At 30.1% G+C, this 17,585-nt stretch carries 16 protein-coding genes; all 16 read right to left on the bottom strand.

The features are described from left to right. Positions 1-2: 2 nt before the first annotated feature. Entirely contained in the window at positions 3-1,859 is a 1,857-nt protein-coding gene (gene dnaX, locus P690_RS0100170; RefSeq protein ID WP_036459386.1) for a DNA polymerase III subunit gamma/tau, read from the bottom strand. Position 1,860: 1 nt separating this feature from the next. After that, positions 1,861-2,409, bottom strand: coding sequence for an NUDIX hydrolase (locus P690_RS0100165; RefSeq protein WP_036459383.1), 549 nt, complete (start codon positions 2,407-2,409; stop codon positions 1,861-1,863). Between the two features lie 118 nt (positions 2,410-2,527). Further along, entirely contained in the window at positions 2,528-3,949 is a 1,422-nt protein-coding gene (locus tag P690_RS03875; RefSeq protein ID WP_084318485.1) for a hypothetical protein, read from the bottom strand. Positions 3,950-4,010: 61 nt separating this feature from the next. Beyond that, positions 4,011-4,931, bottom strand: a complete 921-nt coding sequence (gene ruvB / locus P690_RS0100155; RefSeq protein WP_027121790.1) for a Holliday junction branch migration DNA helicase RuvB — start codon at positions 4,929-4,931, stop codon at positions 4,011-4,013. Then, a complete protein-coding gene (gene ruvA, locus P690_RS0100150; protein ID WP_027121789.1) occupies positions 4,918-5,595 on the bottom strand; it encodes a Holliday junction branch migration protein RuvA in 678 nt (225 codons plus the stop codon). Before ruvA ends, ruvB begins: the two co-directional genes overlap by 14 nt. Before the next feature lie 32 nt (positions 5,596-5,627). Beyond that, positions 5,628-7,361, bottom strand: a complete 1,734-nt coding sequence (locus tag P690_RS0100145) for a hypothetical protein (RefSeq protein WP_027121788.1) — start codon at positions 7,359-7,361, stop codon at positions 5,628-5,630. 15 nt (positions 7,362-7,376) lie between these two features. Then, a complete protein-coding gene (gatB, locus tag P690_RS0100140) occupies positions 7,377-8,801 on the bottom strand; it encodes an Asp-tRNA(Asn)/Glu-tRNA(Gln) amidotransferase subunit GatB (RefSeq protein ID WP_027121787.1) in 1,425 nt (474 codons plus the stop codon). After that, positions 8,794-10,242, bottom strand: a complete 1,449-nt coding sequence (locus P690_RS0100135; protein WP_027121786.1) for an amidase family protein — start codon at positions 10,240-10,242, stop codon at positions 8,794-8,796. Before P690_RS0100135 ends, gatB begins: the two co-directional genes overlap by 8 nt. Positions 10,243-10,245: 3 nt before the next feature. Further along, the gene (gene gatC / locus P690_RS0100130; RefSeq protein ID WP_027121785.1) at positions 10,246-11,622 is read right to left on the bottom strand and encodes an Asp-tRNA(Asn)/Glu-tRNA(Gln) amidotransferase subunit GatC; all 1,377 of its coding nucleotides are present in this window, start codon (positions 11,620-11,622) and stop codon (positions 10,246-10,248) included. Positions 11,623-11,651: 29 nt separating this feature from the next. Next, positions 11,652-12,356 (bottom strand): uracil-DNA glycosylase, encoded by a 705-nt coding sequence (locus P690_RS0100125; protein ID WP_027121784.1) that lies wholly within the window; start codon positions 12,354-12,356, stop codon positions 11,652-11,654. A 90-nt stretch (positions 12,357-12,446) separates the two neighbouring features. Continuing rightward, complete coding sequence (locus tag P690_RS03870; RefSeq protein WP_245576624.1) at positions 12,447-13,904, bottom strand: hypothetical protein; 1,458 nt, start codon at positions 13,902-13,904, stop codon at positions 12,447-12,449. 2 nt (positions 13,905-13,906) lie between these two features. Then, complete coding sequence (locus P690_RS0100115; RefSeq protein ID WP_027121783.1) at positions 13,907-15,538, bottom strand: DnaB-like helicase C-terminal domain-containing protein; 1,632 nt, start codon at positions 15,536-15,538, stop codon at positions 13,907-13,909. Between the two features lie 3 nt (positions 15,539-15,541). Further along, entirely contained in the window at positions 15,542-15,985 is a 444-nt protein-coding gene (gene rplI / locus P690_RS0100110; RefSeq protein WP_027121782.1) for a 50S ribosomal protein L9, read from the bottom strand. Positions 15,986-16,016: 31 nt separating this feature from the next. Then, positions 16,017-16,343: a 30S ribosomal protein S18 gene (gene rpsR / locus P690_RS0100105; RefSeq protein WP_027121781.1), complete on the bottom strand. Its 327-nt coding sequence runs from the start codon at positions 16,341-16,343 to the stop codon at positions 16,017-16,019. Positions 16,344-16,377: 34 nt separating this feature from the next. Next, positions 16,378-16,995 carry a single-stranded DNA-binding protein gene (locus tag P690_RS0100100; protein ID WP_027121780.1) on the bottom strand — a complete coding sequence of 206 codons (618 nt, stop codon included), beginning with the start codon at positions 16,993-16,995 and terminating at the stop codon, positions 16,378-16,380. An 11-nt stretch (positions 16,996-17,006) separates the two neighbouring features. Beyond that, entirely contained in the window at positions 17,007-17,582 is a 576-nt protein-coding gene (gene rpsF / locus P690_RS0100095; RefSeq protein WP_027121779.1) for a 30S ribosomal protein S6, read from the bottom strand. Positions 17,583-17,585 lie beyond the last annotated feature (3 nt).

Below are 17,585 nucleotides of genomic sequence, written 5' to 3'. Positions count from 1 at the left end.
GATTACTTATCTAATAACTCACTTAAGATTTCGGCTTGTGTTTTTTGTTTTTTAATTGTTCTTAGTTTTTCAACATCAAGCGACTGATACAAATCATTATAATAGTTTATTATATTTAAATCTTTTGTTTTCTGTGTTTGTTTGAAGATTGGTTTCATAATTGCTTCAGTTACTGCAAACACATATATTTCCTTATCAAAAATATGATTGATGGTATGAACTTTACTGTTGTTGTAACTTTGATTGTTAATAAGTTCAGCAATGTTTTCATCATCAAGAATAATTATTGCTGCTTTATCAGTAGCAAAAAATACTTTAGACCCTGTTAAATATAAATCAACATTCTCATAGAATGAATCTTCTTTGTTGTCACCTTTTTTAAACTTTTCTTGAGCTTTTAAAAAATGATCTTGTAATTTCTTATTTATTAAATTTTTATTTTTAACAACGTTATATGTAATCGCCATTAAATAATCATTAATCTTCTGGCTATCTAAATCAACAACAAGTGCATCATCATTAGTTGCATTAGATTCTTTTGTTTGATCAACAGGTTTGCTTTTAGTTTTTTTAACTTTTTTTATCTGAACAACTTCTTCTTTTTCTGTTAAATCTTCTTCTTTTATTGCATTCTTATTGTTTTCTTTAATCGGTTTAATTTGATCATTAATTTGTTGTTGTGTAATTTTTGGTTTAACACCAACAGCACTATCCATTAACATATTAGGCTTAATTTCTTCTTGGCTAACCTTTTTAGTAAGAGCAAAATGTTCTTCTTGTTGATGATTTAAACTGTTTTTTTCTAAATAATCAAAAACTGCTAACAACAAACTTTCTTTTATGTTTGTGTGAGAAACTTTAGTTGATAATAACTGATTAATCTTTTCAGATAAAATTAAAAGATTAATATTTTTTATACTAATCGCTTGAATTTGCTTATCATCTAAAGTTTTTAATAGATTAATGTTTTTGGTTTTTTTATAAACCAAAATATCGATCAAAATTGCTAATAAGTCTTGAATAAATAAAACAAAATTAATTCCTTTAATTTCAATTTCGTTTAAAAGGTTAATAATTTTTTCAAGACTATTTTCATTAATTAATTCCAAAAACTTCAGTTTGATTTCTAAATTAATTAAACCGAATGTTTCATTGATCTTTTCAACAGTTATCTTCTTATTTTTTTCATAAGCTAGTTGTTGCAAAATACTTAATGAATCACGCGCAGAGCCAGAAGCCAGACCAGCGATTTTGATAATTGCATCTTCTTCAATCTTGATCCTTTCTTGATCAATAACATTCTTTAAAACGTCAACAATGTCGTTCTTATCAAGTTTTTTAAAATTAAAGCTCTGACATCTTGAAACAACCGTCAATGGAATCTTGTGAAATTCGGTCGTAGCAAAAATAAACACAACGTGTTTAGGTGGTTCTTCTAACGTTTTTAATAGTGCGTTTCATGCACCGTTACTTAACATGTGTGCTTCATCAAGAATGTAAACTTTTTTAGTTAAGTTCATTGGTGCGTAATTAATTACATCGATGATTTTTCTAATTTCATCCACACCGTTGTTAGTAGCAGCATCTAATTCATAAACATCTTGCGACTTATTTTCATTAATTAATTCACAAGCTGAACATTTGTTGCAAATATCGCCATTTTTCTTATTTAAGCAATTATAAGCTTTAGCTAAAATCTTAGAAATTGATGTTTTACCAATTCCTCTTGAACCCTGGAAAATATAAGCGTTAGCTAATTGATCATTAGCACTAGCTTTTAATAAGATGTTAGTAATATGAGATTGACCAATGATACTTGATAAGTTATTGGGTCTATATTTTTGATAAAAGTTAACCATATTATTTTTGTTTCAGATGTTTTTGAATTAATAAGTAAGCGTTTAATAAACTAGATAAATAAATTTGTTTTTTATTAAACAATATTGCTTCCAATTCTTTTTGAGAATGCCATTTGTTTTTAGCCACTTGTTCAAAAATTGAACCATCAGTTGATGGTTCGTGTTGTTCTATCCCTGTAACATCAAAGACAAAACAATGAACAATTTCATTCATTTGTGTAGAAGCAACATAATCAACTTGATCATAAAATTTATTTAAATCTACTTTAATCCCACCTTCTTCTTGCGTTTCTCGAACCGCTGCTTCTAAAGCAGATTCGTTTGGATCGATTGATCCTGTTATCGGACAAGGATAAAGATCGTCTCATTTAGTTTTGATCGCAATTTCAGGCATTGGTTGGTAATGAACTAAATAAAATACTTCATCACCAACATATTTAAAACATAATGATGCAATGCTATTAATCGATTGTCTTTGTGCATAAACAAAACCTTTTGGTGTTTCATACAAACTTAAATATGTAGTTTTGTAAAGTAATTTATTTTTCATTATTTTTAATTCATATCCCTTTAGATTAAATGATCAAATTGTGTTTGAAAATTATTACATATCAATAATCAAAAAAGAATATCAGATTGTATTAACCTAATATTCTATTTTGCTTTGCTTATTGAAGTAATTTAATTGCTTTTGAAATCTTAGAAAGTAATACTGGGTAAGATACTAAGCTAGCAATTTCAAAAAACACACTAAATGATAAAGTTGCTTTCAATGAATCGAAGTCGTAACTGTATACCTTCTTATGGGTGCCTATCTGGTTACTTGATAAAACACAAACCAGCGCTAAAAATCGATAGATCGAACTAACAACAACATAAACGATTATTGCTGCAACAAAGATTGCATTAAATGTATCAAGTTTTAGTTTTAATGTTGTTTCAACATTCAATATTTCAAAGTGTTGAAGATTGAACAACACCGCTAGCCCTAATACTCCTAATGAAAGTATTAACGAAAATATTCCCATAAAAATTGAACCAATACCGAATTTTTTTAATTTTTTCAATCTTCAAATTTCGTATTGAATTTCAAAACCCGAAAGCTCTTCTTCTTGACTTACTTCTTCGTGAACAGGATGATGTTGAGCAACAGTTACAGCTTTAGCATCTTTTTCTTCTTGCTGTTTTTGAATTGTTTCTTCATCTACAATAACTAAATTAGTTGCTTGTTTTTTGCGCATGAACTCTTCAAGAGTCATTCCACTAGGATGGGTAACCGCAACTTTTTTGGTTGGCTCCACTTTTTGAGTAGGTGTTGCTTCTACTGTTTGTTCAGGCTGGACACTAACAGTGGGTTGAGCTTGAGTTGTTCTAGCAGTATGCTGAGCTAGTCCCGTTTCTACAGATTGTTCAGTTGTAACAGCTTGGGGTTGATTGTTTGAAAAATCGAGAAGTGATGTTATTGGAGCTTCGTTTTGTTCTTCTTCATCCACTGAACTAGTTTCGTCAACAGGAACAAAATTTCTTAATGAAGGTCTCGGTGTCGGTGCAGGCTTAGGACCTAATCCTTGACTATTTGGATTAGGTTTAGGTTGAACTGCAGCTTGTTGACTTGCAACTTGTTGAGTAGGAGTTTGTCCAGGATTAGGACTTGTGTTCAACTTATTTAAGATATTAATAGCACCATTAGGATTAGGATTAATTGCTTTATTATTTGGTGCTTGACTATTTAAATTAGGTGTCGGTCTTGGATTTAAATTACGGTTTAAATTATTAGGAACTAAATTTCCTGCTGGGTTAGCAGCTTTATTTTGAGGACTTAAAACCGGTCTAGGTCCGTTTAAATTAGGTGCAACCTTATTATTAGGTTGCCGTGGTTGATTTAAAACTGGACCAGGTTTTGGTTGCATACGATTTGCAACTACTTGCGTCCCTTCTTTTTTAGAATCACTTCTAACAATTTGTGCCTGCGCTTGGTAAACGTTGTTATTTGGGCTTACCGGTTGCTTATTTGCTAAATTAACCGAAGGCCTAATAACTTGCTGCAGGTTATTATTCTTGATTGGTGCAGAGTTCGTCTTTTGATTCATATACTTAGAACAACTATATTGCTATATTTTAAAATAATTAAAAAATAAGACAATTAGTAATCTAATTATCTTTAAAGTGTTCAATTGTTTTAGATGTTATTTGTCTTCCTTTTGAAGTTTTTTTGATCAAATTGCTTTTGATTAAATACGGTTCAATTTTAGATTCGATCGTAAAACTATCAATACCACTAATCAATGAAAGTGATTTTAAACCAAGATATAGCTTTGGATTATTTTCAAATGACTTAAGGTATTCCAAATCCAAGTTTGATAAACCAAACTTATGGATATTAAGTTTATTTAGAATCGATTGAATCGTTATATTTTTATCAAACAACTTAAAATCCATAACGCGTTTATAAATTCTTAAAGCGTTTCTGGGTGTACCTTTAGAATGTTCTGCAATTTCTAGCATCTCATCTTGAGTCAATTTGATATTATCTTTTGCATTGGTTGCTTTAATAATCTCAAAGATTTCATCATTTTGATAGTAATCAAGTTTTAGCAAAATTCCAAACCGTTCTTCTAATGGATCGATGATGCGTCCATACATTGTTGTTGCACCAATTAATGTAAATGGCGGTAATTTCATTCTAGTAAATTTAGAATTGAATTCTTTACCAATCAAAATATCAACAACGTAATCTTCCATAATTGGAAATAATAATTCCATTATTGTAGATGGTAATGAATGGATTTCATCAATAAACAAGACATCGTTTTTTGATAACAAAGAAAAAGCATTCAATAAATCTGCTGGTTTTTGAATTTGTGATGCTTGTAAGATCTTTATCTTAGATCTTAATTCATTTGCAATAATTTGAGCTAGCGATGTTTTGCCAACACCTGGTGGTCCATAAAATAAAACGTGGTCTAATGCTTTATTTTGACTGATCGATGCGTTAATAAAAGTTAGTAACTTTTGTTTTAATTCATTCTTACCAATAAATTCATCAAAATTGTTGGGTCTAGCTAATTTCACTTGTTCTTAAGCCTATTTGTTTAATTACAACAGCTACAAGATCTGCCGAATCATTAATTGATTGATTTTTAAAATCAATTTCAGATAATGCGTCTTTGATCTGTTCTTGCTTGTAACCAAGATTGATTAAACAATCAATGGCTTCAATAACGATCTCTGATAATATTTCGTCTGGACTACCATCTTTGCTATCATCATCTTTTTGATTATCATCGTTTACGCTTGCGTCTTTATCAGTTGTAATCTGGTTTTTCAGATAATGTTTGCTTGCAATATCAGATGCTAATAACATTGTCGCAATCTTCTTATTAATGTTTTCTAACTTTAACAATCCGTTTAAATCGTTATTTTTAACTAGCGTTAGAACTTCTTCTTGCTTATTTGCCATTATATTCATAGCAGTTTTGGGACCTATTCCATTAATGGTTAATAAAGCTTTGAATCATTCTTTTTCTTTTAAACTTTTAAACGCATAAATTTCTTTATTAATTGAATTGTTTTGAGCTAAAAAAGTTAGTTCATGTAAGAAAACAAGAACATTGTTGTCAGTTCGACTAAAACCACTATTAGGTTTTACATTTACCCAATAACCTCAGTTATTGGCAACAAATAACATTTTTGTATTTGTAACGTATTCTATTTTTGCATATACAGAAGTGATCATATCTTACTCCTGTACAAGATATGTAAAAAATTTTAAGAAAGCACAATTTGATTTTGTTTAGCCGCTTGTTTCATTTTATTTAACAAGATAATCTGGTTATTCAAACACTCTTCATATAGACCATTCTCAAATAAACGTTTTCTAAAATCAAAAACAAAATTTCTTATTTCATCAGATTCATAGATGTACTTGTGTAAGAACATAAAAGTGTGCTCACACAGTTCTTTTAAAGCAACTTGTTTAATGCCCGTTTCTAAAACTTCAAGAAAACCCTTTTCCATCTTTTGATGTAATGCATCGAATTTAATAATGTTTTCTTTATAGTTCTTATTGAGATTTTGTTCCAATTCAACTAATTGACTAACATTATCAGAAATTAATTTATACAACTTATCGTTTTTTAAATCGTTTGCTTGATAATAGTTCTTGGTCATTGCAAATTGCAACTTCAAATTATTTGTATTAAACAAGAAGTTTTCATATTGCGCAATATTTTCAAGAATTGTTTTAATCAGAATTTCTAAACCTTCATTAAGTTTTGTCGCGTTATTAGTAATATTACTAATTAAAACTAAGAAATCTTTGTGGCTTAGCCGTTTCTGATTTTCTTCATTAATTTCATTTATCATCAGTTTTAATTGATCAGAACGAAAACTTAGTTCACGAATTTGTTCTAACAACATATGATCTTTTTCAAAATTAACGTTAAAAATTCCTAAAGTTTCTTTTAGTTGTTCGAAATTCTTTAAATAATGTTCAATCCAGTATTTAAATGCTTGATAAATAACTGCAATTGTGTTCTTAGATTTAGTTTCTAACTCCAATTCTCTTTTAAGTGGTGCGATTAGATTAAACTTGTCAGCTAACAACATCTGTGCTTGCTTAAAGTTGCGCTGCATTAATAGTTGGTGAACTTTTTGCAAATCTTTATTCGTATATTTAACGATCGTATGAATTCTTTGTTTCTTTTCTTCAGTAAAGTTTGGATCTTGAACTAACAAACTGAACGAATAATAGATATCTTCAATAAAGTATTTTAATCTAACTCTTCACTTATTTAGTACGAAATAAGTTTTGGCCATTTTAATTAGAGCTGGTAAATTTTTTAATCAGTGTTCTATAACTGAAATTAACCGTTTGTTTAGTAACTTGGTTGCAGATTCTTCTAAATGAAATAAACAATCAGAAAAACTATTAACCATTCTTAATAATTCTTCATTATCAAAAGTTGGAATAATATATTTTTCTAAAAATTTAATTAAGTTATCAAACAACTCTTTGAAATTAACGATTAACTCTGATGAATGATTCTTGTAACCTGAAATATCTCCCTTAATTTGATTAAAAGAACGATCTAACATTTCGATTTTGTCCAGGTATAAGTTAATCTGCTTCATAGTTTGTTTAACATACCTAAAATCAAAATGATATTCAAAGTTACACAACTCGTTAATCGGTTCATAAACTGAATTAATCTGCTCGCGATAATAATTATTAAACTTATTAACGTATTCAACAACGTGTTTTAAACCAGTTCGATCATTAGCTAACTTAGCCAATCTTTGAATCGTTAAATTGTAATTTTTAGCGGATAAAGCGTTATATTTTTCGCGAAACTTGTAGTTCTTATTAATTGATTTTCTAACCTTGATAAAGATCACAAAATAAACAGCATATAAGATGATTATAGTCATAGCAATAATTACTAAAACAATAATCAAAATTGATTGCGTATTAAGAGTAGGTTGAGATGCTGTTGTATTCATTTAATTAATAAAAATCTATCTGTGTTTTTGAATTAAGTCGGTTAATACTTTGATACTAACATTTGGGTTGGCCTGACCATTGGTTTTTTTCATCAATAAACCAATTAGTAATTTTTCAACACGTTCTTTGCGTTGATCGTAATCTTTTAATACACCTACGTTTTCAAGCACAATTGGTTCTAATAATGCGATGATCTCGTTTTCGTTTTTAATCTGTTTCATCTTTAAACGATCAACGATCTGAGCAACTGATTCATCTGTTTTTAGAATTTCATCTAAAACAACTTTTGCTTGTTTTTGGTTTAAGTCTTCATTCTTAACCATTACTAATAGATCGCTTAAACTATCAAATCATTGAGTATTAATTAGTTCTAGTTGTAACTTCAATTTATTAACACGGCCAATGAACTCGATTAATAATCATTTACTTACCAAGCTTAAATCGTTAATCTTATCATTAATTTCATTAAGTTTTTGATACAAGAATGCATTATCTAACAATAGGTCAACAAACTGCTGATCTAATCCTTCTGATAATAGTTTTGCTTGCAGATCTTTAATGTAAAAGACTGGCATCTCTTCAACTTCATTTAAAAATTTTTGATCTAGATTAATCCCAATAATGTTTGGTTCAAACATATAACGATAATCAACTGCATTTGATTTTTCACGCATGAAAACAGTCTCATTCAATTGATCATCATAACGCATTGTTGCTTGAATTAATTTTTTGTTTGATAACAACATTTCTTGTTGGCGATTAATTTCATAATTAATCGCTTTTTCTACGTTATTAATTGAGTTAATATTTTTAATTTCTACACGGGTACCATAAGTACTTATTCCAGTTGGACGAATAGAAACATTAACATCAACACGCATTGAACCTTCTTCTAATTTAGCGTCACTAATATCATTAAATATTAAGATTCTTCTTAGATTAGTTAAGTATTCTTTTACCTCTTGACCACTGCTAAATACAGGATCGGTTACGATCTCAATTAATGGCGATCCAGAGCGGTTGTAATCTAATAAAATTTCGTTATTATCATTAAGTTGCTTAGCCGTATCTTCTTCAATGTGAAAACGTTGAATTGGAATTCTCTTATTTGAGATATCGACATAACCGTTAGTAGCAATCGGGTGGTGTTGTTGCGTAATTTGATAACCTTTAGGTAAGTCTTGATAAAAGTAATTCTTACGATCAAAACGCACGTAGTGATCAACGTTTTGCATATTTAAAGCTTTAGCTAAAACTAAAGCTTTTTTAACAACAAAAGCGTTGGGATCAGGCATTGTTCCAGGTAAACCTAAATCAATCGGGTGGACGTTGATATTAGGGTCTGCAGTATGTGAGTTAGCAGACGGTGAAAACATCTTGGTTTTAGAGTTTATGGCAACGTGAACTTCAATTCCAATTATTGGTTCAAAATTATGCATTGATGTTTCCTCCGTTCTTATCTAATTCAGTTTCAATAATATATGCTGTTTTAATGATTAGATCATCATTAAATTGATCTGAAACTAAATTCAAACCAACAGTTAAATTATCACGGTTTTTAATCATTGGAATCGTGATTGAAGGGTGTCCTCCAAAATTAGCAATTGATAAAAAATTATCAATTAAATTTGTATCAGCTAATCCTTGTTTGAAATCTTCAATCTCAGCAGCAAAATTACTTGCACCTAAACCAAATACAACATCTACATTTTTCTTAGATTGTTCGAAATGTTCAACGATCAATCTACGCACCTTTTGCGCTTTTTTAAATAACGGTTCGTAGTTTTCAGCTAAAGTAATATAAGCCCCGATCGTAAATCTTCTTTTAATCTGATTGCCTAATAATTTTGTGCGAGCATTGATTACTTTTTGTTCGTAATTTTCACCTTCTACTTTTTCACCAAAAGGAATTCCGGTTAGATTAGCATAGCAACTATTAGCCTCAGGGAAACTTAACATCTGATATGTTGGTAAAACAGCCTTTAATAATTCGATATCAAACTCAAGTTCAACGATTTCAAACTTATTAGTTTTGTACAAGAAATCAATAACCTTTTTTCATGCGGTTAAGATATCTTCATACATAAATTGCTCTAAATTTTTGTAATAACCTAATCTAATTTTTCTCTTATGAAAATCTGGCTCTAAAAGGTGGTTTAATAATGTCTTGGGGCGTTTTTGTGAGGTGAAATCCTTTGGATCAAATTGACTCAGTGCATCTGTCACGATTGCTACGTCAGTAACATTTCTAGTAAAGATAGCAACGTGATCCAATGATGGTGCATAAGGAAAAACACCATATCTTGAAATAGATCCATAAGTTGGTTTAAATCCAACCACACCAACTAAACTTGCTGGTCGACGAACCGAATCACCAGTATCAGTTCCCACGCTAAAAACAACCGAGTTGTTAGCTACACTAATCGCGCTACCAGAAGACGAACCGCCTGGTGCATATTTCTTAGAAATCGGGTGATGAGTGTAACCAAATCCAGAATACAATCCTGTACCACCAAGACCGAATTCATCCATATTAACTTTAGTAACCATCAATGCATTTAGATTTTCTAAGATCTTGTATACGGTTGCATCATATGGAGGAATGTAATTTTCAAGAAATTTTGAACCACCAGTTGTGGGAATATCTTTTGTTGAAATATTGTCTTTTAAACTATACGGAATGTAAGCTAATAAAGAATTGTTGACAAGATCACCATCAAACTTGGCAGCCTTTTCAGTTATACGATCCTGATTAACGTATAAATAAGCATTAGTTCAGTGATACTTATTAATAAGTTTAAGTGAATCCTTAACTAATTGATCAGGAGTAATCTCTTTTTTGCGTAATTGACTATTAAACTTTAAGATATCTGATTTCATAATCTATACTTTAACGAATTCTCCCAAAGTTTCTTTCGCAGTTTTTTGTGCGATCCGTCTATCTGCTTGATAAACGGCATTGTCATCTCTTAGTTTGTTTGAACTATTTTCAATCGGATAGTTCATCGGTTTAACATTAGTCGTATCCAGTTTATCAATCTGTTTAAAATCAATTAAAATATCTTCAAACTCAACTTGAAGTTTCTCTAGTTGATGATCGTCTAATTCAAACATAACTAAACGAGAAAGTTTTTTTAAATCGTCTTTATTAATTTTCATGTCGCCCCCTTCTTTTCTGCTGGTTCAATTTTTAACAAATAATGGTGTGCTAAGATCTTCAGTTAATTCGTCCTCATAGTTGTATTTCATGATCGGTTGAATAATCATAATGATTGGGAAGATTACCACGATATCAATCATGAACAACGCCGGATTTGCAATCAATCTAATTGAAATCCATAACGGATAAGGTTGACCAGTGATCTCCTTGTCAAAAATTGGTAAAAAGAATAAATTTACCAACACCGCATTAACTCCAGCTAATACAACTAATGATACTAATGAAGAATATCAGTTTTGCTTTGCATCAATTGTAATAATGTTTTTGTGGTTAGAATGCACTTGTCGTTTATGAATGAAGCCACTTAAAGCATTAACGTTATTAGGTGAAGTTAATTTGTAGATTAAAAATGTAATTCAAATAAATGCAACGATTCCGATTCCAAAACCTAAAATGATTCAAGTGAATACTACAGATGAGATCTTGGTTCTACTAACACCAGGAATTGATAGATCAAATCCACCATTAGTTCTAATTTCTGGCATGCTAGTTATTAAAAATGTTGTTAGTAAGAACGTTAAGATTACCAATAAACTTAAATATATTGATAAAGAAAGGTTGCGATACTTTGAATACTTTGAAGTAGTTAACAGCGAACGAATCATTCCTGCTAACATCCCTGTTAAAATCGCCACCACGAAATATCCGTAATGAAAAAATCCAGCTGATAATGTAACCGCTAATAAATCAATAATGATCCCTGAGATCATCCCGATTATTGGCCCAAATAATAATCCTGAGATCTTAACTAACACCGTTTCAATTGAAACTCTAGTACCTGGATAGACTCTAAATAAAATCGATGCTAGACCACCAGTAATCGCACTTATTAATAAGATGATAGCAACCGCAATCGCGATAACCATGGCTACATTAGTCATGCCGATTACCGAAAATCGAGGGATTGTATAATAACGCTTTTTGCGAAATAGGTAGTAATATAATTTCTTAGCTAAAGATAGAATAATTACTAATCCAACAATAATCGCAAAAACAACCATAGCAAAAGAACTCGATGGTTGAATAAATGATTCTGTCATAAAGCTTTATGTCTATTTGTTATTATAAATTACATTAATTTATTATGCTTAACTCATTGTATTGGTAATTCATTATTATCCATCAAGATCTTATTTACTTGATTAAAGTGATTATTATTAAAAAATTGTTTAGCACTAAAAAAACTAGGATGAGCCGAAGTTAAAACGTGTTTTAGCTTGAATTGCTCCAAAAAATCTTGAGATTTTTTACCTCATAAAAGAAAAATTGGTTCGAACTCTTGCTTAAGTAATTTAACTATTAAGAATTTAATTAATTCTTCTCAACCAAGATTTTGATCACTTAGTGGTGATTTGTTTTTTACGGTTAGAATTGTGTTGATTAATAACACCCCTTGGTTTGCTCAATCCTTTAGCGAATAATCAAAAAATTGGTTCACTTCACCTTCGTTTTTATTAAGATTATTACTTAATTCTTTGATAATATTTCTTAATGAAACTGGCGGTTTTTTAGTATCAACTCCAAAAGCTAATCCGTTTGCTTTATTAATATCTGCATATGGATCTTGTCCGATAATTACCACTTTGGTTTTTTGATAATCAAAAAAGTTAAAGGCATTAAAAATCAATTCCTTTCTAGGAATTAATTCATTACTTTTGATTCTATTACTAATCAAATGATCTAATGCGTTATAAATATTTTTATGTGAATTAAAAAACTCATTGATTAGATCTTTTCAATTCGTTTTAATTTCACTAATAATTTCTTTTAACATTAGTTCTATTTGATGTTGTTAAAGATAATTGATATTGCTTTATTTTAGCGATTAGTTTGGTTATTATTTCCAAAGTTTGGGTATTTTATTTTACGCACCTGAATTATCTTTAGCTTCTTTTGGTTGTTCTGTTAATGCTTTGATTTCTGGATCGCTATTAGGTGGTACTAAATCAATTTTTGAATAATCTTGAACTTCAGTTAGTTTATTAAAGTATCAACCATAATAGTTCATTAAATTAGCGCCAAATGCGTTATTTTCAACAACATCTTTTTCGTTAATAAGTTTAAAGTGTGTTCCAGATAATAAATTAAAGAATAATCCGGTATTTTGACGAATGTTGGTAATCTGATTAGTTAAAGTATCAACTTTAGGATCATCACGATTGAAATATTGATCTGCAGTTAATATTTTACTTAAATCAACTAATGAATTAGTTCATTCTTGTTTAAACCCAACTTTTTGGTCTTTTAGATCACCTGATTTGTAAACTAAATTATTAGGGTTAGATAATAATCCCATTGGGATAATGCTATCAATTGCTGTTGGTTTAATTACATAATCAGCAGGATCAGTTGATGGGGTTGTGTTCGTAATGTTTGTTGCTCTTAAATCAACGTTATATCTAACTACTACACCAAGATCATTTAGTTTTAAGTTAAATACTGGCGCAGTCAGTTTGTTATTATAAACAGATTGAAACTTGTTAGCTAACGCTTGGAATCTTGCATCTGAACTAGAGGTAATATAAGAATCACGAGTTGGCGCAACATCACCGTTCAAGCCAACAACATAATAAGCAAATGAAATATTTATGTTTGAAAGTACAAATAACTTAGTTAAGTAATTTGATGTGTTAAGCAGATTTTCTGATTTGATTTGGTCTGCATTTAATTGATAATCCACATTGTAAGCTCTTGGATCATAGATTGCGTTTTTAGCTGCTAATTCTGGAGTTAATTGTTGGAATTCAAACTTAACATCTAATGGAGTAAAGATGTAATTGTTAGTTTCATTTCCAGTTAATAATCCATTAGCCATTGATTCATAAAAAGCTTTAGTAACACCAGTTTGTTCAGGATCAGTAGGTAATAAATTAGCCGCTCAGTTATCTAACTTATTAACTTGTTGATAGTTATATAGGTTACTTGAATAAAGGATTGATGGAACGCTAATTGAGTTTAAAATTGTTGTAAAAGCTTGGTTGTAAAATAATTTAAAAGCCAAATCAACTGATTGATCATTATTATTAACAAACATTGGTGTGCTATCACTGTCGTAAGCACCTACAGCGTAAGAAAAACTATTAAATGTGTTGTTAATATTTTGGGTACGACCTTGTTGGGTTGGTTGACTTAATTGATTTTGATTTCAAGCTAAATAAACAACTTCTTTAGCTGAAGTTTTTGGGTTCTGCGGATCTTTTAAAACTTCTAAAAACTTTGAATAAGTTTTATTATTTCGTCTAAAAACAGCACCCGAACAAGAACTTAGTGCAAATGTGCTAACTAATACTAACGTGGGAATTAATAGGATTTTTTTATTCATTGTTAATTTTGATCCTCGATGAATTTTGAATGTTCCTTATCAAATACAAATTTAACTTGTCCAGTTGGTCCTGAACGGTTTTTAGCAATATGCATTACAACATCAATCTGATTTTGTATCTCTTGGAAATCTTCTTCGTTTTGTTTTTTGTTTGGTGTTGAAGAATGAATAAAGATTACAATATCAGCATCTTGTTCAATGCTACCACTTTCTCTTAAGTCAGATAAGATTGGAATTGAATCAGCACCTTTACGTTCTTCAATTCTTCTAGATAATTGTGCAAGCGCAATCACAGGAACATTATACTGTTTAGCAATTCGTTTCAAGCTTCCAGAGATATAACCAATCGCTTCGTGTCTTGAACGATTTTTACTGCTATCTAAATCATCCGTATTAATTAATTGTAAGTAGTCCACAACAATTAATCTTGGGACTTTTTTAATACTTGCTAAATAATGCAGATCATTATAAATAGTTTTTATTGATGTTTCAGGTGATGAATTAATGAATAGAGGTAGTTCTCTTAATTCATTAATTCCTTGAGCAAACTGCCGATAATTTCTTTGCCGTTTTATATAAACTTCAAGCGCGTTAGATAATTTAAAACTGACAGTTGAGTGCAAACTACCCAATCTTGACAAGATTTCGTCTGAATTCATTTCGATTGAATAGAACAAACAGATCTCATCCTGTTTGTTCGTATCAAAGTCAATACTTTCAAGCTCATCTTGTTTTGCTTCTCTTTGTAATCTTAATGATCTTAATTCTTGCGCTAAGTTGTATAAGATATTAATGGCAAAAGCAGTCTTACCACGGCCTGGTCGTGCAGCAATTACTAACAAATTACCTGGCACTAAACCACTTAAATATTTATCCAATCCGCTGTATCCGGTTGAATAAATATTGTTATGTTTGTTAATAACTAGATTATTAATTTTTTCTAAAAAACTATCAGCAATCTTGTCGATTGAATCTAAATCTGTTTGAATGGAACGATTAACGATTTCGTTAATTTGTTTTTCAAACTTGTTTAATGGCAATAATAAACCATTAACGCTTTTAGTATCAAAGTTCACTTCTTGTGAAAAATCATAAGATAGATAAAATACTGATCTAAACTTACTGTGATCAACAAGCGACTTTAGGAATTTACCAAAGTTATCTGGACTAATATTTGAGTGCGCTCGGATATAAGAACACACTTCATTTAAGGTATCAATCTGCGAACTATCTAATGAAAAATTCTCATTAATCCATGATTGGATGCTATCAATTGAACCATCTGTTTGATCAAGATATAGATCTGTTGTTAAACAGTTAAAAATATGACGATTAATTCCAGTAAAGTCGTTTGCACTTAGAATTCTACGAGCCATTTCGTAACCCTGAATTCGGTGTACAAGACAACTTAAAACTAGTAATTCTAACCGATAACATTTATAGAAAAACAGTTGATTTTTCTTGTAAAGTTCATTCTGTGCTGGTCCAAAAGAAATGATATTTTTATTATAAATATCAGTAAAACTTTCGATTTCAGCAACAATTGATTCTTCGCTATCTATTACTTCAGAATTATTATTACTGACGTCTTCAATTTCATCATCTAGTGATTGGTTAAATTGATTGATCAACATTTATTATTGTGATTTAGATACTTTAACTAAGATAGTTGCGTGAGTATTTTCAAAAATATTAATTTTTACTTTATGCTCACCAATATCTAGTTTCATTTTGCTATCAAGCATATCTTTAGTTATAAAGATATGCTTTTTGCTTAGATCATCAACGATTTGCTTGAAACCAATTGTTCCAAACGCTTTATCTTCTTCGTTAGTACGAACTTCGTATTGTAAAACAACACCTTCTAATTGTTTCGCTAAATTCTTAGCTTCAATAGCTAATAAATCGTGTTGTTCGCTACGTTTAAGTGCTTTAAGATCTAAACGTCTTTGGCCACTTGCAGTGTATGCTTCAGCTAATTTATTTTTAAATAAATAGTTTTTTGCATAACCATTAGCTACATTAACTACACTATCGGCTTTACCTAAACTAGGTACATCTTTAAGTAAGATAACTTTCATATTGTTTCACCTCTAGTTTTATTTTATAAAATTAATCCTTAACAAAAGGAAGTAAAGCCATAATTCTTGCTTTTTTGATTGCGTTAGAAACGTGTCTTTGGTGTAAATTACAGTTGCCTGATTGACGTCTTGAAACGATTTTAGCGTAAGAATTTAAATTCTTTCTTAATGTATTAACGTCCTTGTAGTCAACTTTTAAAATTCCTTTAGCACAGAAGTGACAAAGTTTTCTTGAACGGTTTTTGAAGAAATTTTTTCTCTTGTTACCATCAGCTGGTGCTTTTTGATTAGCTTTAGAAACTTCTTTTTTTTCGTCGCTACTAATATTATTTGCTGGTTGTTTTGTAATATCGCTCATTGTTTTTTATCCTTAAAAAATGTGTTGATAATAATTATTTATTTTCGTTCATCCAAGTATCCATATCAATCATCATGTCATCTTCATCTTCATCGTCTACCAAACTATGATTTGGTTTAAAATTAGATGGCGTGCTGAATTTAGCAAAATCTTTTGGTTCGATTTTTTGAATATCTTCAATATCGTGATTTTCACGATAGCCTTTAATTTCAGTAGTTGCAGGTGGTTCAAATGATTCATCATTAGAATATGAATTATTGTAATTACTATATGATGATGAGCTCATTCTATTAAACCTATTTTCGTTAGGCAATAATCGATAACCCGATTTATTGAAAGATAAAGGTATCTTTCTGATTCTTTCAGTAACGATCGATAATCGTAAATATTCACGACCAGTTTGACTTACTTGTAATTCAGATTTAATATGGCCTTCGATTGAAACTAGATCACCTTTTTGTAGACCGTTCAATGCATAATCAGCATTTCTGTTTCAAACATTAACGCTAAAGTGATAGGGTTCTCTTGGATAAGCTTGTTGTGAAAAATCTGCTTGGTGGACAATTAACTTAAGTTCGCAGCCGTAGCTGTCTCGATAATCAATTTTTTCTGGATTATCAGTTAATATTCCGATGAGAATTACTTTATTCATTGCTCTTTACTTTAAGCTTGTTTTTCTACTTTTGGTTTGCTTTCTGATGATTTGCTAGCAGTTGATTTTTTTGATAGATTAACTTTTCTAAGAACAGGAATTTTTTGCTCTGGTAAATCTTCACCAAACTTTTCTCTTAAAATTCAAGTCTCTTTAGCTCCAGCTTTTTCAACTTTAGAGTTACGCTTACTTCCTTTAATTTGGAAATAACCGTTTTCTTGAACTTGTTTCATGATTTCGTTGTATCTTGCTTGTTTTTGTTTAGCAATTGCAACTTTTTTAGCGTTTTGGCTAGCTCTGTAACCGAAATCTTTTTCAGTATTAATAATTAATGTTCTAAGAACATCAGTTCTAATACCAGCTAAACGATTGTATTCATGAATTGTTTTACCATCACTAGTTAAAAATAAATTGTAGTAATGAGCTGTTACTTCTTTTTTAATAGGGTATTCTAAAGTTTTTTGCCCTAAATATTCTTCTGTAATTTTAGTTTTACCAAACACAGCCTTCAATTCATCGTTTACAGCTTGTGCTTGATTTTGGTTAAGCTTTCCGCTTACCATTAGCATAATTTCATATTTTGCCATTTG

This window comes from Mycoplasma imitans ATCC 51306, from assembly GCF_000518305.1.
GTDB classification, from domain to species: Bacteria; Bacillota_I; Bacilli_A; order Mycoplasmatales; family Mycoplasmoidaceae; genus Mycoplasmoides; species Mycoplasmoides imitans.
Note: the sequence above shows the minus strand (reverse complement) of the source record. Positions and strands in the feature narration are given on the sequence as shown.